The organism is Paenarthrobacter sp. C1, assembly GCF_049315185.1.
Lineage (GTDB): Bacteria > Actinomycetota > Actinomycetes > Actinomycetales > Micrococcaceae > Arthrobacter > Arthrobacter nicotinovorans.
The window spans coordinates 3,555,806-3,568,855 of the sequence record NZ_CP186052.1 but is presented as its reverse complement, the minus strand read 5'-3'; the positions used below and the strand labels follow the sequence as shown (position 1 = coordinate 3,568,855).

At 60.0% G+C, this 13,050-nt stretch carries 21 protein-coding genes and 1 tRNA gene; 8 read left to right on the top strand and 14 right to left on the bottom strand.

Translation table 11 applies throughout. From position 1 onward, the window contains the following. Positions 1 to 40: 40 nt before the first annotated feature. Positions 41 to 895: an iron uptake transporter permease EfeU gene (efeU, locus tag ACNAOU_RS16745; protein ID WP_039242499.1), complete on the bottom strand. Its 855-nt coding sequence runs from the start codon at positions 893 to 895 to the stop codon at positions 41 to 43. 381 nt (positions 896 to 1,276) lie between these two features. Here efeU and ACNAOU_RS16740 point away from each other — a divergent pair, with 381 nt between their 5' ends. After that, positions 1,277 to 1,483, top strand: a complete 207-nt coding sequence (locus ACNAOU_RS16740) for a helix-turn-helix domain-containing protein (RefSeq protein ID WP_422757273.1) — start codon at positions 1,277 to 1,279, stop codon at positions 1,481 to 1,483. 24 nt (positions 1,484 to 1,507) lie between these two features. On the opposite strand, the gene ACNAOU_RS16735 is transcribed toward ACNAOU_RS16740, so the two are convergent. Further along, positions 1,508 to 2,050: a hypothetical protein gene (locus tag ACNAOU_RS16735; RefSeq protein ID WP_422757272.1), complete on the bottom strand. Its 543-nt coding sequence runs from the start codon at positions 2,048 to 2,050 to the stop codon at positions 1,508 to 1,510. Between ACNAOU_RS16735 and ACNAOU_RS16730 the strand changes: the two genes are divergently transcribed. The 3 genes from ACNAOU_RS16730 to ACNAOU_RS16720 all read left to right on the top strand — a co-directional run bounded on the left by ACNAOU_RS16730 (position 2,049) and on the right by ACNAOU_RS16720 (position 3,159). Then, on the top strand, positions 2,049 to 2,366 hold the full coding sequence (locus ACNAOU_RS16730; protein WP_422757271.1) for a helix-turn-helix domain-containing protein: 318 nt from the start codon (positions 2,049 to 2,051) through the stop codon (positions 2,364 to 2,366). The genes ACNAOU_RS16735 and ACNAOU_RS16730 overlap by 2 nt on opposite strands. 146 nt (positions 2,367 to 2,512) lie before the next feature. Beyond that, positions 2,513 to 2,716 carry a hypothetical protein gene (locus ACNAOU_RS16725; protein ID WP_422757270.1) on the top strand — a complete coding sequence of 68 codons (204 nt, stop codon included), beginning with the start codon at positions 2,513 to 2,515 and terminating at the stop codon, positions 2,714 to 2,716. A gap of 104 nt (positions 2,717 to 2,820) precedes the next feature. Next, positions 2,821 to 3,159 (top strand): hypothetical protein, encoded by a 339-nt coding sequence (locus ACNAOU_RS16720; protein ID WP_422757269.1) that lies wholly within the window; start codon positions 2,821 to 2,823, stop codon positions 3,157 to 3,159. A 94-nt stretch (positions 3,160 to 3,253) separates the two neighbouring features. Here the strand turns inward: ACNAOU_RS16720 and ACNAOU_RS16715 are convergent, their stop codons facing one another. The 9 genes from ACNAOU_RS16715 to ACNAOU_RS16675 all read right to left on the bottom strand — a co-directional run bounded on the left by ACNAOU_RS16715 (position 3,254) and on the right by ACNAOU_RS16675 (position 8,627). Then, complete coding sequence (locus tag ACNAOU_RS16715; protein WP_422757268.1) at positions 3,254 to 4,591, bottom strand: SGNH/GDSL hydrolase family protein; 1,338 nt, start codon at positions 4,589 to 4,591, stop codon at positions 3,254 to 3,256. Between the two features lie 234 nt (positions 4,592 to 4,825). Next, on the bottom strand, positions 4,826 to 4,972 hold the full coding sequence (locus ACNAOU_RS16710) for a hypothetical protein (RefSeq protein ID WP_422757267.1): 147 nt from the start codon (positions 4,970 to 4,972) through the stop codon (positions 4,826 to 4,828). A 101-nt stretch (positions 4,973 to 5,073) separates the two neighbouring features. After that, positions 5,074 to 5,403 (bottom strand): hypothetical protein, encoded by a 330-nt coding sequence (locus ACNAOU_RS16705; RefSeq protein ID WP_422757266.1) that lies wholly within the window; start codon positions 5,401 to 5,403, stop codon positions 5,074 to 5,076. Positions 5,404 to 5,608: 205 nt separating this feature from the next. After that, on the bottom strand, positions 5,609 to 6,451 hold the full coding sequence (locus ACNAOU_RS16700) for a hypothetical protein (RefSeq protein WP_422757265.1): 843 nt from the start codon (positions 6,449 to 6,451) through the stop codon (positions 5,609 to 5,611). A gap of 15 nt (positions 6,452 to 6,466) precedes the next feature. Continuing rightward, positions 6,467 to 6,874 carry a hypothetical protein gene (locus ACNAOU_RS16695; RefSeq protein ID WP_422757264.1) on the bottom strand — a complete coding sequence of 136 codons (408 nt, stop codon included), beginning with the start codon at positions 6,872 to 6,874 and terminating at the stop codon, positions 6,467 to 6,469. Between the two features lie 4 nt (positions 6,875 to 6,878). Beyond that, complete coding sequence (locus ACNAOU_RS16690; RefSeq protein WP_422757263.1) at positions 6,879 to 7,070, bottom strand: hypothetical protein; 192 nt, start codon at positions 7,068 to 7,070, stop codon at positions 6,879 to 6,881. After that, positions 7,067 to 7,783, bottom strand: a complete 717-nt coding sequence (locus ACNAOU_RS16685) for a hypothetical protein (protein WP_422757262.1) — start codon at positions 7,781 to 7,783, stop codon at positions 7,067 to 7,069. The genes ACNAOU_RS16690 and ACNAOU_RS16685 overlap by 4 nt, the downstream gene beginning before the upstream one ends. Positions 7,784 to 7,811: 28 nt before the next feature. After that, a complete protein-coding gene (locus ACNAOU_RS16680) occupies positions 7,812 to 8,261 on the bottom strand; it encodes a hypothetical protein (RefSeq protein WP_422757260.1) in 450 nt (149 codons plus the stop codon). Between the two features lie 171 nt (positions 8,262 to 8,432). After that, on the bottom strand, positions 8,433 to 8,627 hold the full coding sequence (locus ACNAOU_RS16675; RefSeq protein ID WP_422757259.1) for a helix-turn-helix transcriptional regulator: 195 nt from the start codon (positions 8,625 to 8,627) through the stop codon (positions 8,433 to 8,435). Between the two features lie 98 nt (positions 8,628 to 8,725). Between ACNAOU_RS16675 and ACNAOU_RS16670 the strand changes: the two genes are divergently transcribed. Further along, positions 8,726 to 9,352 carry a helix-turn-helix domain-containing protein gene (locus ACNAOU_RS16670; protein ID WP_422757258.1) on the top strand — a complete coding sequence of 209 codons (627 nt, stop codon included), beginning with the start codon at positions 8,726 to 8,728 and terminating at the stop codon, positions 9,350 to 9,352. Between the two features lie 2 nt (positions 9,353 to 9,354). Then, complete coding sequence (locus ACNAOU_RS16665; protein WP_422757257.1) at positions 9,355 to 10,464, top strand: tyrosine-type recombinase/integrase; 1,110 nt, start codon at positions 9,355 to 9,357, stop codon at positions 10,462 to 10,464. A gap of 19 nt (positions 10,465 to 10,483) precedes the next feature. On the opposite strand, the gene ACNAOU_RS16660 is transcribed toward ACNAOU_RS16665, so the two are convergent. Then, a complete protein-coding gene (locus ACNAOU_RS16660; RefSeq protein WP_018776783.1) occupies positions 10,484 to 10,975 on the bottom strand; it encodes a YajQ family cyclic di-GMP-binding protein in 492 nt (163 codons plus the stop codon). Positions 10,976 to 11,158: 183 nt separating this feature from the next. On the opposite strand from ACNAOU_RS16660, the gene ACNAOU_RS16655 reads away from it, so the two are divergent. Next, positions 11,159 to 11,425 carry a hypothetical protein gene (locus ACNAOU_RS16655; protein WP_018776782.1) on the top strand — a complete coding sequence of 89 codons (267 nt, stop codon included), beginning with the start codon at positions 11,159 to 11,161 and terminating at the stop codon, positions 11,423 to 11,425. A gap of 127 nt (positions 11,426 to 11,552) precedes the next feature. After that, a tRNA-Tyr gene (locus tag ACNAOU_RS16650) sits at positions 11,553 to 11,634 on the top strand. A gap of 223 nt (positions 11,635 to 11,857) precedes the next feature. Here the strand turns inward: ACNAOU_RS16650 and ACNAOU_RS16645 are convergent. Both ACNAOU_RS16645 and ACNAOU_RS16640 read right to left on the bottom strand, forming a co-directional pair. Next, complete coding sequence (locus ACNAOU_RS16645; RefSeq protein ID WP_422757256.1) at positions 11,858 to 12,616, bottom strand: potassium channel family protein; 759 nt, start codon at positions 12,614 to 12,616, stop codon at positions 11,858 to 11,860. Positions 12,617 to 12,665: 49 nt separating this feature from the next. Next, positions 12,666 to 12,884: a hypothetical protein gene (locus ACNAOU_RS16640; protein WP_026267021.1), complete on the bottom strand. Its 219-nt coding sequence runs from the start codon at positions 12,882 to 12,884 to the stop codon at positions 12,666 to 12,668. Positions 12,885 to 13,050 lie beyond the last annotated feature (166 nt).

Genomic DNA, 13,050 nt, shown 5'->3' with positions numbered 1-13,050 from the left:
GCGCACGGCGGTGTGCCTGAGGGCGTAAGGGGAGACAGCCTTAGGGCTGTGCTGCGACTGCGGGAGCTGGGATGGTGCCGGCGGCTTTGGGACGGGAGGAACGGTTGGCCCGGATGTACAGGGACAGCACGGGGATCACGTACAGCAGCCAGGCTGCCGCTTCCAGCCACGTGGTGGCGGGGGAGAAGTTGAGGGTGCCTTTCAGCAGGGTGCCGTACCAGGACGACGGCGGGATGGCGGCTGAGACATCGAAGGCCAGGTTGTGCAGTCCCGGAAGGATGCCGGCTTCCTGGAGGTCGTGGACACCGTAGGCCAGTACGCCGCCGGCGATGATGATGAGGCCGACTCCGGTCCAGGTGAAGAAGCGGCCCAGGTTGACCTTCAGGACACCCCGGTGCAGCAGATAACCCAGCCCGGCGGCTGCGACCAGGCCGAGCAGCGCACCGAGCAAGGGGAGGGTTGTTTCGCCTGTGGCTTGGGCTGCAGCCCAGATGAAGAGGGCAGTTTCCAGCCCTTCCCGGCCCACGGCCAGTGCCGCCACGAGCACGAGGCCCCATGCGGCGCCGTCGGCCGCTTTGTCCACTTGGGAGCGCAGCTCGCCGCCGAGGCTGCGGGCGGTCTTGGCCATCCAGAAGACCATCCAGGTCACCAGTGCCACTGCAATGATGGAGAGCCCGCCGCCGATTGCTTCCTGGGCCTCGAACGTCAGCCCGCGGGGGCCGAAGGTCAGCAGTGCGCCGAAGCCGAGGGAGATGCCCATCGCGATTCCCACGCCGATCCAGAGGCGGGGAATCAGGTGCCGCCGTCCGGTCTTGATGAGGTAAGCCATCAGCAGGACCACGATGAGGGAGGCCTCCAGGCCTTCGCGCAGTCCGATCAGGAAGTTGGCGGTCATGGTGAGTGTTCTTTCGCTAAGGGGAGCCGTACTTAGGCTCGCCTAAGGAAGAAGAATACTGTGCCGCGGCTATTACGCAAACTAATCGTGCTCTAATTTTCCCGTCCATTACGACAGTCGCTGTAGTTACAGGCAACGAAAAAGCCGGGACGCGCTGCCCCGTGGGGCGTGCATCCCGGCTTTGGCGCGCCCTGGCCAATGCCGGGCGACCGCTTGGTTAGCTGCGGAAGTTCACGAACTGCAAAGCTCATATTGGCTGGCGTAGGGTGCCGTTGTCCCCCTTGTCATTCCGGGCTTCTCTCGTCGTCAGGCGTAGTTAGGATGGGGCGGGATTAGGGCCTCTTGCGGACTTTTTGCGGACTGACTGCGAGACTTGGCACCATGCCTGACTGCTGCTCATGCCACGCCACTAAGCTCGCGTACACGTATCCGGAGGCGGCGAACGCTGTTGGCGTTTCAGTCCGAACTCTCCAGCGCCTTGTTGAGCGCGGGGAACTCGCCGTGAAGTACATCGGCAGTAAGCCGGTCATACGGGCGTCAGAGCTAGACGCCTGGCTGGATAGCCTGCCGTCTGACGTGGGCCCATGAGGGGTCGCGTTTGAAACGCGACCGTCAGGCGAATGGATCCTTCTCCTGTCCGTCCACGGTCCACCATTGGTCCTTTTTGGCCTGTTGCTCACCTATCCAGATGACCAACCTTTCGACGTCGGCCTGAGTCAGTTTGATACGGTTGCCCACTCGAGTATGAATGCCTGATGCCCTGGCAAAGTTTCGGACGGTGGTCTTGGCTAGTCCGAGCTCTGGCGCCACTTCCTCGGGAGTGCGGTACGTCGCCTTGGAGACTGGGTCGGTAGTGCCAAGGTCATCGCCAAGGGTGTCACTACTAATGACGCCCTTTGCGCGGCCGCCAAGGGAGTCCACACTGTGTACAACCTCGCCTTCTTCAAGGTGGCTCACTGGGCGATGGCCGGCCTTTGGTTCCGCCGGTAGGTCATCCAACCATTGCGCCAGGTCTTCCACGCGGATTACACCTTTGGAGTTTGCGTAGCGGGCCATGAGGTTGCCGGCGGCCACTTGATACTTCAGGGTGCGGACGCTGTAGCCGCATGCCTCAGCGGCTTCCTCGAACGTGAGAGCCAGTTTCGGAACAGTCATGGCCTCAAGGGTACTTTCGGACAGATTTGTCAGGAAGTCCCATGCTCCTACTTGCTGCCTGAGTAGGATCGGGCGCATGGATGAGCCTCGAATGTTGACGACTGCGGAGCTGGCAGGCCGCCTAAGCGTCTCCACTGCCACTGTTCGCGCTATGTGCAATTCCGGCAAGTGGCCACACACGAGGATTGGCAGGCTTTACCGCTTCAGCGAAGAGCACTACCAAGCCATCATCGCCACGCCCGAGCCGGCCGAACCTTGGACGAAGGAGCGACAGAAAGAAGTCGCTAGGATGCTCAGTCAGCTCAGTGGGCGTTGATCCACGGGTGATATGGTGCGGGAAGTGCATGGGAGTCATGATTTACGCGTCATGGGATTGATTTCACGTTCTCATGCGTTATATACCATGCACATAGGCAACATGATTTAACATGCTGCCTCAAGCAACAGGAGATGAATTGAGCCATGGGGACCCTGCACCTAAGCCCGAACATGAACAAACGAAGGACGCTGAACCTGAGCAGCCTGCGTCTGAACAACTCGGCGGCGCTGGCTCAGATGGAACGCGACCTGACCCAGATGGAAGGCCGCTCTCAGGAGAACTACGAGCGCCTGATGAGAGAGGTCTCATCGGCTCTGGCGAGGAAGAAGAGCAAGAAGGGGAAATAGTCGATCCGGACCTTGACGAGGATCAGGCGCGGCGTGCGGTAGACATACTGGTCGCCAGGGCGTCGTCTCGTTCTTGGTCCGGCCCCATGCCGGACTCTGAGGAAATGGCGAAGTTTCAGGCCCTAGTCCCAGACGCGCCGGAACGCTTTTTTGCCATTGTTGAGTCCCAAACAATCGCTCCTTCCAAGCGGCTGGATCAGTTGGTCGCTGCACAAATTAACGAAGCCGTGAGGGGCCGACAGTCAGCTGTCGCGCTGATGGTTCTTTGTGTTGGCTGTGCCATTGTGTTCTTCGCTGTCGGTAATACCGTCGCCGGCCTGGCATTCCTTGGTCTGCCGGTGCTTGGCTTCCTGAGGGAGCTGCTGCCGGAGCGAGGCAGCAAGCAAATTCACCACCGCCGCGAGGAAGCCAAGGAACCTGAGCCTGACTCCGGCGATAGCTAGCACTTCTCAAGCAACCAGAGAGCCCCCACCCTCCGAAGAGGATGGGGGCTCCGTTGAGTTGCTGGCAATACCGGTCTTATGTTGCCCCTCTCGGCTATGCCGGGGGAAGCGCTGTCATAGGACGGAAGTTGGTTATGCGCCGGGCGTTGATCGCGTCCAGCCACACAGAGGCCCATAGGACGCTTCCAGACCACGCGAGGCTCGTTAGGCCCGCGTTGGCAACCGGGTAGCCGGGATATTTCGCGTGGATTCCATCGGTGTCGATGATCAGGGATAGGCCTTTGTCTTCTTGTGCAGTAAAGGCCTCAAATACGGGGAGGTATTCGTATCCCTTGTCCATTGCGTAGGCCCGCAGCGCGGACTGCCGCGCCGCGTGAGCTACGCCAGTTGTGGCCGGCGCCTTCTGCGGGTTCTGGGAGCTGATGACAATCTTGGTTTCCGGATGGGCAACCTTGAAAGCCGCCACGAATCCGTCCACCTCTGTAATGAAGGAGGCTGGCGTCGCAGTCCCCTTGTTGTGTCCGCCAGTGACAAAGAGGATGTCGAACTTTGTTGCTGCCGGGTAGAGGAGTTCCAGGCGGTCCTTCTGGTACGTGAGGTTGGTTCCACCAACGGCGCCATTCCAAACCTCGATCCCGCTGAGAATCGGCGGCGTGTAGGGCGTTTCGATGGTGATGCTGTCGAGCCGTGCGGCGTCGGCGGTGTTGTTAGCTGTCGATACCATCGCCCAAGTGCCCAGTGCCGCGTAATCCGCTTCGGTGATGGTGGATGTGTAGACCTTCGGCGTGCCGCCGTCTGGCGTGAGCGTGACGGTCAGGTTTTGGATCGCCAACTCTACTTTCACCGTGGCCTTCTGTGGCGTGGCAGAGGTGCCGGGGATACCGGTGCTGAAGTCGGTTGTGCCTAGCTGGGTGAGGACGTTATTGATCCGCTTGTAGACCGAGAGGTTCCCTACGCCTGTGGTGGATACCGCCAACTGAGCGAAAAGGTGGGTCGTAGAAGTTGCGGTTGTCTTGCCGTTCGAGCCAACGTAGAAGCGCATGTTCGGAGAGAAGCCGCTTGCGGAAGTAACTAGATCAACTGTTCCTGTGATGGTTGCATTCGGGGTGAGCGCGTTGACAGCCAGGTTGCGGGGGCCGTTGAGCGAGTGGGCAACCGACCCATCAGCAGTCCAGAATCCGCCCGAGTCACCGTCCCATACCTGCCCTCCGCTGGAAGTTGACCCGACAAGCTCAGAAGCGGTCCGATTGAACGTGTCCGTCATGATCACGCCGCCGGTGCCGCCAATAGACGATCCGGCTTTGATCGTCTCCATCGCCTTGTACGCCTGCACTGTGGCATCGAACTGCTTTTCGTACGTGCCGTAGGTAGCGGGCGTGATCTGCCCTATCCGGAGTAGGAATTTCCGGGGCGGGTCGTTCGAGTCATTCACGGTTGAGTCCCCGGCTATGGCGACGCGGAGGAAGCCCTGCCCATAATCCAGAGAATTTGCAACGAGTTCACTGGGCGTGAGTTCGGGAGTCAGAGGCCTTGCCGGGATTTGCTCACCAATAGTGGCATTAAGTGCCGTTGTTCCGAGGCGGGTGGGGAGGTTCGCGTCAGTTGTTTTGACTGAGGGCGGGAGGGTGAAGGTGTCATCTACAGATACGAGGCGGTTTACCATCGGTCATTCTCCAATCAGGTAGAAGCCGGGGTGTTCCGGATCCGGGGTGAGGGTTTTGGCTTGGATGTTCTCCGGAGACAACCGCTCCGGAAGATGCTTGTCGAAGATCTTGCCGGACTCATCAAGAGTCGGGACGTGCTTTACAGCCATTGTTGGCCTACCTTTCGGCTTGAATCGCAAGACACTGCTCCCCGGAGTGGGAAGCGAAACACGCGGGCTATGCCGCAACTGCGAAGTAATTTGAGTAGCTGTCAAAATGCTGCCCCGCCATCCCATTGCTCATCCGCCGGGGACTCTTCCTCCGGCTGTACGGCCTCCAGGAGGGCGATCTGCCGGCTGAACTCCATCTGCTGCCGGGAGATCGGCCCAAGCTCCCTGGGCAGTGTCCGAGGGTTATCCATGGCCCTAGCAAGGACGGCCCTGACCGCCCGAAGCTCATCCAGGCGGCTGCCAGATTCGGAAGCGTCGAAAACGGTCTGTCGTGGCATGTTCGGCGTCCCTTTCTGGCTGTTACGGATAATCGGCGGAATGTCGGGGAATGCGGATTTGCCCCATAGATTCGGGGCCTTCGCATCGGTCATAGTCCAACTTTGACCACCCGCCTGCCGAGCCTCCCGCAGAGGCCTTATCAGGACCGCGCTGACGCCATCTGGCCTGGCCGTGTGGAAAAAAACGCGGGGAGAGATCGCTATGCCGGAGGGGGCTAGGAGATGGGGGTGGAGGGGGTATAGGGCCTGGGGGTGCCGCGACAGTGGCATCTGGGCTGTGTCACGGCACCTCATCGGCTTAGCTGAATCCCATGGCTTTGGCTTGTGCGCGGGCTTCTGAGTGTTGGGCTTCTTCGGCTCTGGTGTCGCGCCGGCTGTTCGGTGCGCCGCGCTCCAGGTGGTTGGTTCGCTGTTCAAGTTCTTCTTGGCTGGTTGCCAGTTCGACGGTGATTCCGTCGTTGAGCATGTCCCAGACGTTGTGTTTCCGGTTGTGGTTGTTGTGAGTTGTGCTGCTGGTGAGTCGGTGCTCATCGAACTGGTGATAGGTGGGCTTGGTGTAGGCGAGGGCTGCATGAGCGGGGTTGTGTTCCAGCGGGGTGCCGGTGGCCACCGCAACGATGTACGGCAGGGCTTCGATCATGCCTTGGGTTTGGCTGTTGGCGGCGAAAGCTCCGGCTACGGCTTGGGCGTGCTTTGGTGGCATGTTCCCGGTTTGGCCTATGGCGTCTTCGAGGGTGACGTGGCCGATGACTGGGATTGCTTCTTGCATGGTTTCTACGGCTTCCTGGAATGCCGTGGCGAGTTCCTGGAGCAGGGCGGGGGCGTTGCTTTGGTAGTACTCAAGTTCTGCCTTGGATACTTCGACGCGGTGGCGGTATTGGAGGCTTCCCGTTTGTTCGGCCAGGACGCGGGCCAGAAGCATCTTCTGAATGTCCGAGTCCGCCGATGGGTCCTTGCCCGCTGAAGCGAGCTTGTAGGCAGCCTCAGCGACTTCTTCCTTCGTGGGTGGCCTGAATGCGGGCTGAGTCACTGCTGCTGTCTCGAATGCAGGGAGTGCAAGGCCGGCTATCTTGACAGCGCGCTTGAAGAGATGCGCGGTGGTCTGGTTGGTTTCGATGCTGTCTGTGATCTTGAATCGCATTGTGGTGTCTTTCGCTTAGTTGAAGAGTTCGCCGAGGAACTGCGTGGTCTGGTTCGGGCCTAGTTGGCCGGGGGTTCGTTCTTGGCCGGGGATTACGGGCCCTGAGGGTTTGGTGATGGCTGCTATCTGGTCTGCGTGGGTTTCGAGTTCTTCACGGGTGGATCCGCGGAGGGCGTCTGCAGGGACGCCTTTGGTCCGTGAGATGTCTTCCAAGAGGGCTGTCCGTTGACTGGCCTGCATCTGGTTAGTGAGTTCGCCGTTGGTGGTTTCGAGTTCAGTGATGCGGGCCTGTAGGGCTTCGGTCTGCCCGGCTTTGGCTTTGATCTCGTCGTAGTCTGCGGGTTGCTGGGTTCTTACCCTGGCCAGGCGTTCTTCGATGATGCGGTCTAGGTCTTGTTGTGTGGCCGGTGGGGTGTAGGTCATTGGGTTAATCGCTTTCTGTGATGGTGCTGGCTGCGTCCACGAGGTCATGGAGCTTGTCGGCCAGTCGTCGTGCTTCGTCGTAGGTAAGGTGCGCGGCGAGGTCGCGGCCCCAGAGTGAGATGCCCGGGGTTTCGTTGCCGGCTTGATCCCGCCACGTGTATTTACGGACCCGGATGCTGGGGCGACGGTTAGTCATGATGCCTCGAACATGTCTGGGTAGCGGGCTTCCATGGCTGCGAGTTGTGCAGTGCGTCGGTCTTCTACTGAGGTGGTTTCGAGCAATCCAGGCTTTTCAGCCGCGCTCGCTCTGGTGAGGTGCTTTTGATTGGTGATTTGTACTCCTCCTTGTTTTTCATCCTGTATTCCTCCGAGTGGTTCCTCAGTACTCATAGGGGGCAATGTTTCGTTGGGGCTGTTCCCAATGTTTCGTTGGGGCACGTGCGGCAATGATTCATTGGGTATTGGGGCAACGTCTTGTTGGGGCACCTGGGGCAATGATTCATTGGGGCTGATGTGCGGCCCGGTGGATGAGCGTTCGCGTGGGATGGCTTCCCAGGTGATGCCACGGCCGTTCCCAGCCTTACCGTTGTCCCATTTGGCGTAGCTCTGGTCGGGGTCCAGAGTGAGCGCATATTCTGCTCTGACTCCAAGCCTGGCTTCTCGGCTGGATACAACGGCGCCGGCGTATGTCAGTTTCGCGAGCGTCTGCCGGAAAGCTTCTTGCGAGCTGGAGCGTTTACCTTCGGTATCCAGCCCCATGGCGTCGGCCACTGCTTTCCAGCCTCCGAAATAGACGGGGGGCTTGTCAGCGTCGAGAGCTACGAGAGCCATGTACGCAAGCGCGCATTTTTCCCGGTAGTTGAGGTGACGCCAGTAGGCGAATACCTTTGCTACGTTCGAGGCTCCCATTCGTTGGCGTTCCGTTCGTTTCGTGGCCCTAGGCCTTTGACTCGGCCGTTACGGCCCTGGCAGCGATGATGAGGTCTGCGGCGAGGTCGTAGGCATCTTCGGGAGCCAAGTCTGCGTATCGAGGTTCCTCGTGGTCTGCTAGCCACAGTTCGATCGAGTGCCTATTTGTGGTGGCGTTCCATGCGGGCGTGATGATCCATCCGCGCTTGGCGTATTCATCTCCGACGTAGTGGTCTGAGCACCCGTCTGCGAGGTCGTATCCCGATGGTGGTTCCGGCGTTGTGTGCCCGAGCTCTTGGGCGACGTATTCGCTTCGTTCGAAGAACTCCACAGTGAAGTCCTCGTGATCGTGGTTCCACCAGTTCGGGCCGCAGGACTCTGCGAAGAAGTCGAGGATCTCGGTAAATCCCATGTCGAGTTGTTCGGCCAGGTCGCCAATCTCTCGTACAGTGGTTGGGACTTTGATAGTGTGCTTCATGGATCTACTCCTTGGTGGGTGTTGGTTCATCGGCGGTGACGGTCTTTGGCGAGGCGTCACCGCTTGTTTTTTGTCCTTTAATTCGAATCCGGCATCTCTTTGCTGGCGTCATCACTGGCACTGGTGGTCCTTCGCAGTAGCAGAGCCCGAGCCATTCGCAATTGCAGCCACTCATGCCGACTCCGACTCAAACGCTGCGTTGATGTACTCCTCGACATCGGACGCTCTGAAGACCCGGCGACCGCCAATTTTGGCGGACCGTGGAGCCGTGCCGCTGTGGATCATCCAACGCAACTGAGCTTCCGATTTACGGAGCCGTTCGGCAGTTTCCGCCAGCGTCAGCAGGGTAGCGATTGCTATTGCCACTTCTCCTCCTACATGTTCGATTCGACAACACTTGCTATTGCCGACAACTCAATGCTGGTTGTTGTCTTTGTTGTTGTCAAGCGCATACGATGTTCCACATGCAACAACAACCAATGCCGCAGACAACCGATGACCTGTTTGGGGCCGCAGTGGCAAGAGCGCGTCGAGCCCAAGGACTCAGTCAACGGGCTTTTGCGGAAGCGCTGGAGCGCGAAGGCATGAGCGTGGACGCTTCAGCGGTCTCGCGTATCGAGAAGGGCACGCGCTCGGTCCGGCTTGTAGAAGCGGTAGTGATTGCCAAGGCCTTGGGGGTGAGTCTTGGTCACTTGACTCTGGCACCGCCTAAAGATCCGCCCACGCAACTGAGGTCCTATCGCCTGGAAGCAAACTTGTCTCTGAGGAAGCTTGCTAACGAACTCTGGCCGACTCTGCTCAATATCTGGCAGGTTCTCGAGCACATCGAGAATTACCAAGAGGTTCTGCAAGACATTGAGGGGGAGCCGAGCGACATCCTCGAATATCTGGCCGGAGCCACGCAGCGACTAGACCAGTGGCCAGTGAGCTGGGAAGAAGTAGTTGCCTTCAGGGACGATCAGATCCCGGGCGTAGAGGCCTTCATGGCAAAGTTCGTTCGGTTGTATCTTGGCCGGGAGGCGCAGGGTAATGAAGCTGAGCGCCTTGTCGAAGCGGACTACACCGATGGCTTCAACCAGAATCCGGTGTAGAGGTGGCGAGCACCCAGAAGCGGCCTGATGGTCGCTGGCGGGCCCGGTACCGCGATGCTGCGGGTAAGGAGCACGCCAGGCACTTCTCGCGGAAGATAGACGCCCAGCGCTGGCTTGATGAAGTCACGGCGTCCGTAGTTACGGGCCGTTATGTGGATCCTAAGGCCGGAAAAATCACCTTCGCTCAGTGGTTTGAGCAGTGGGCCGCCGCGCAGGTTTGGGCCACGGGTACAAAGTTGAAGGCTGAGCAAGCGTTGGCTGCGGCGACGTTCCGAGATTCGCCAATCCGGTCGATTCTTCCGTCGCAGGTCCAGGCGTGGGTCAAGGGCCTATCTGCGAGGCTCGCGCCAGCCACCGTAAAGGTCTACTACAACATCGTGAGCTCTGCGTTCCGCGCTGCGGTAACAGACAAGGTGATTGCGGAGAACCCCTGCGTAGGGGCGAAGCTGCCCCGTGAGCGGCGTAGGGAAGCGGCGATGACCATTCCCACGCCTGAGCAGCTAGGGAAAGCCCTGAAGGCCGCCCCTGACTGGTTTGCCCCGTTCATTTCCGTGTGCGCTTTCGCCGGGTTGCGCTTGGGCGAAGCGGCTGGCCTGCAACTAGGGGATGTGGACTTCCTGCGTAGAACGATCAGTGTCTCCCGGCAGATCCAGGGGAGCACGAAGGCGGAGGCTGAAGTTGTCCCACCGAAGCATGGTTCAGAGCGGGTCGTTTTCGTGGCAGAGGAGTTGATCCAAGATCTTGCACAGCACGTCCAGGCTGTCGGCGTTTTCGGCAAGGAGCAGTGGCTATTCGGGTATGGAGGGGCGTACTTCAACCGAAACTCCGCGGCCGACCGCTGGAAGCAGGTTCGTGAGGCATCCGGCATAGGCACGTTCACGCTTCACGACTTGCGGCACTTCTACGCGTCGGGGCTTATCGCTGATGGCTGCGACGTCGTAACTGTGCAGCGGGCCCTGGGGCACGCGGCGCCGTCGATCACACTGAATACCTACTCCCACCTATGGCCGACTGCCGAGGACAAAACGAGGACCGCAGGATCAAGGCTGATCGCTGCGGTCCTCGGTGATTCTGCGGACTCTGTGCGGACTGCCGGGACAAGCGCCCAGTAATCACGCGGTCAGATCCGTATTAGCTGCGGAAGTTCACGAACTGGAGGTCGGCCTCTTCGAACTTCTTGAGGATGTTCATGGTTTCCTGAAGGTCGTCGCGGGACTTGGAGGTAACGCGGAGTTCGTCGCCCTGGATCTGGGACTTGACGGACTTGGGGGCTTCATCGCGGATGATCTTGTTGATCTTCTTGGCGATGTCCTGGGCGATACCTTCCTTGATGGTGCACTCCAGGCGGAATTCCTTGCCCGAGGGGTAAGGCTCGCCCTGGTCGAGGGACTTCAGGGAGATGCCGCGCTTGATGAGCTTGGACTGGAAGACGTCCAGGACTGCAAGTACGCGGTCCTCCGAGTTGGCCTTCATGAGGATCTTTTCGCCGCTGAAGTCGATCTCCGCGCCGACGCCCTTGAAGTCGTATCGCTGCGCGATTTCCTTCTGGGACTGGTTCAGTGCGTTGGCGACCTCTTGCTTGTCTACCTTGCTGACGACGTCGAATGTGGATTCGCCTGCCATGACTCTCCTTAGGTTGGGGGCCCTGTGAGGGCGGGTTGGGTCTGGCATCCAGCCTAGTACGGAAGCCGGCACTTGGGACGGTGGAGGGCTTTCACAGTTCGCTCACAGCACACGCAAGGTGGGAACCGAGGTAGCTGGCCGAGAGTTGTACCAGTTGAAAGAACGTATCGTCGGAGGATCAGCATGAGCAGCAAGGCCGTCCAGTCCATCAGCAAGTCCGCCTCGGCAGCAGCCGGTTCGATTGGCACGGCAGCCGTGGCAGCTGCAAGCGCCGTCGCTGCGGCGGCCGTGGCTGCGTCGATCGTACTGAGCCCGGTTCCCGATGCCACTGCCCGGATGGACGGCGTCCACGCAGATCTTCTGCGGGCCGTGCAGCTCAACCAGATCACTGCCGAACAGGCCGAGAGGTTCGAAGCCAAACTCGCGGGCAGGATCCTCGGACAAGCCTGAAACACGCGGAAAATCAGGGTGTCTGCGCCCGATTAGATTCTTCGCTGAAACTTCTGTAAGGTTGTCTCTGCCTTCGGTTACCGGATCGAAAGAAATGGTCTCCGGAAGTGATCTTCTTTTGAAGTTCGGCAGATTACCCGAGCGGCCAAAGGGGGCTGACTGTAAATCAGCTGGCAACGCCTACGGGGGTTCGAATCCCTCATCTGCCACCCAAAGAAAATCCCCGGAACCACTGGTTCCGGGGATTTTTTGTGCCCTGGTGGAATCTCGCGATTTGAGCTGCCATTTTCGTCCGGGCCACGACAATGGACGGAGGACACCCAAATTTTCGTGTCCTTGGTCCGGGGCGCTGTCCGCAGTGAATGTGGGTGTCCCCGGCCAGCGCGAGCCGGGCCGGGGTGGGGCGTCTGAGCCGGGGGCAGAAGTGGCCGCTCAGCGACTCTCCGAGATTTTCCGGAGTTCCGCAATCTCCAGCCGCAAGGCCGCGATTTCGCTCACCAGGTCCGCCATTTCAGCCCGGACTGGTTCTTCGGCCGCTGCTGCCTTTTCTCCCGCTGCGGCGGCGACCCCCTCGGCGTTCTCCTCGATCCGCTGGACAAGCCAGGAAGCGATGGAGGCCGTCACGATACCGAGAACAGCGATACCGCTCATCATCAGGGCGGCGGCTACCACCCTGCCAATGGGCGTCACCGGGTACAGATCGCCGTAGCCCACGGTGGTGATGGTGGTGACGGCCCACCATGCTGCGTCGCCGAAGGTCAGGATCTTGGCGTCGGGGGCGTTCTGTTCAACATCCAACACCGCCAGGGCACCGATGAGGATGAGCATGGCGGCGGCCCCGGCGACGTAGGTTGCCACCCGGCCACGGAGGGTTTCGCCCACGGTGCGTTGCAGCACGGAGAGGAGGGTGACCAGGCGCAACAACCGCAAAGGCCGGAAGAAGGGGAGCACCACGATCAGGAGTTCGTGGAGGTTCCATACAAACCAGCGCATGCGGTCCTCGGCAAGCCAGAGGTTGACGAAATAGTCCAGCGCGAAAATTCCCCAGGTGATCCACAGAATCACCTCGAAAGGGACTGCCGAGGGCCCGTCGACCCGGCCAATGACCTGCCACGCGTAGGCGGCGAGGAATATCAGTGCCGTGGCCATGAGCGGCCATTCGACGAGGTCCCGGTATCGCGCTTGAGTCATACGGGAATACTAGCCACAGGCCGGGCCGGCCGGGGGCTTGTGGAGTTGCTCAGGCGGTGGTTTCCAGCCAGTAGCCGTCCAGGTGGTGTATCAGTTGACGGCCCAGGCCGCCCTTGAGCTGGATCCAGAGGGTGCTGCGGTCGTCGGTCATTCCGTCCAGGGTTCCTTCGATGCGGTTCCCGCGCGCGTCCTGGAGCACCACTGTCTGGTGGCGCTGGAGTTCGGGCCAGACGTCGCCGCTGGGCCTGCTGGTTTGCAGCGTACTCAAAGGGATCTCCCTGATGTTTTCTTCCAATACGAGTTCCAGATATTGTGCACGTCTTTGATGAACCAGCGGTAAACGTTAGTGCAATCGTTGGACATAAAGTTGAACAAACAGCGAGGCCCGTGCTCGTTCCTTTGGCTGAATCCAGCAGAGCGTCCCACAATGCGGT

Bases quoted from the DNA above. Each gene is read 5' to 3' on its own strand.
- efeU (WP_039242499.1), bottom strand. From the start codon at position 895: ATGACCGCCAACTTCCTGATCGGACTGCGCGAAGGCCTGGAGGCCTCC.
- ACNAOU_RS16740 (WP_422757273.1), top strand. From the start codon at position 1,277: ATGCCTGACTGCTGCTCATGCCACGCCACTAAGCTCGCGTACACGTAT.
- ACNAOU_RS16730 (WP_422757271.1), top strand. From the start codon at position 2,049: ATGGCCTCAAGGGTACTTTCGGACAGATTTGTCAGGAAGTCCCATGCT.
- ACNAOU_RS16735 (WP_422757272.1), bottom strand. From the start codon at position 2,050: ATGACTGTTCCGAAACTGGCTCTCACGTTCGAGGAAGCCGCTGAGGCA.
- ACNAOU_RS16725 (WP_422757270.1), top strand. From the start codon at position 2,513: ATGGGGACCCTGCACCTAAGCCCGAACATGAACAAACGAAGGACGCTG.
- ACNAOU_RS16720 (WP_422757269.1), top strand. From the start codon at position 2,821: ATGGCGAAGTTTCAGGCCCTAGTCCCAGACGCGCCGGAACGCTTTTTT.
- ACNAOU_RS16710 (WP_422757267.1), bottom strand. From the start codon at position 4,972: ATGGCTGTAAAGCACGTCCCGACTCTTGATGAGTCCGGCAAGATCTTC.
- ACNAOU_RS16705 (WP_422757266.1), bottom strand. From the start codon at position 5,403: ATGACCGATGCGAAGGCCCCGAATCTATGGGGCAAATCCGCATTCCCC.
- ACNAOU_RS16700 (WP_422757265.1), bottom strand. From the start codon at position 6,451: ATGCGATTCAAGATCACAGACAGCATCGAAACCAACCAGACCACCGCG.
- ACNAOU_RS16695 (WP_422757264.1), bottom strand. From the start codon at position 6,874: ATGACCTACACCCCACCGGCCACACAACAAGACCTAGACCGCATCATC.
- ACNAOU_RS16690 (WP_422757263.1), bottom strand. From the start codon at position 7,070: ATGACTAACCGTCGCCCCAGCATCCGGGTCCGTAAATACACGTGGCGG.
- ACNAOU_RS16685 (WP_422757262.1), bottom strand. From the start codon at position 7,783: ATGGGAGCCTCGAACGTAGCAAAGGTATTCGCCTACTGGCGTCACCTC.
- ACNAOU_RS16680 (WP_422757260.1), bottom strand. From the start codon at position 8,261: ATGAAGCACACTATCAAAGTCCCAACCACTGTACGAGAGATTGGCGAC.
- ACNAOU_RS16670 (WP_422757258.1), top strand. From the start codon at position 8,726: ATGCAACAACAACCAATGCCGCAGACAACCGATGACCTGTTTGGGGCC.
- ACNAOU_RS16660 (WP_018776783.1), bottom strand. From the start codon at position 10,975: ATGGCAGGCGAATCCACATTCGACGTCGTCAGCAAGGTAGACAAGCAA.
- ACNAOU_RS16655 (WP_018776782.1), top strand. From the start codon at position 11,159: ATGAGCAGCAAGGCCGTCCAGTCCATCAGCAAGTCCGCCTCGGCAGCA.
- ACNAOU_RS16645 (WP_422757256.1), bottom strand. From the start codon at position 12,616: ATGACTCAAGCGCGATACCGGGACCTCGTCGAATGGCCGCTCATGGCC.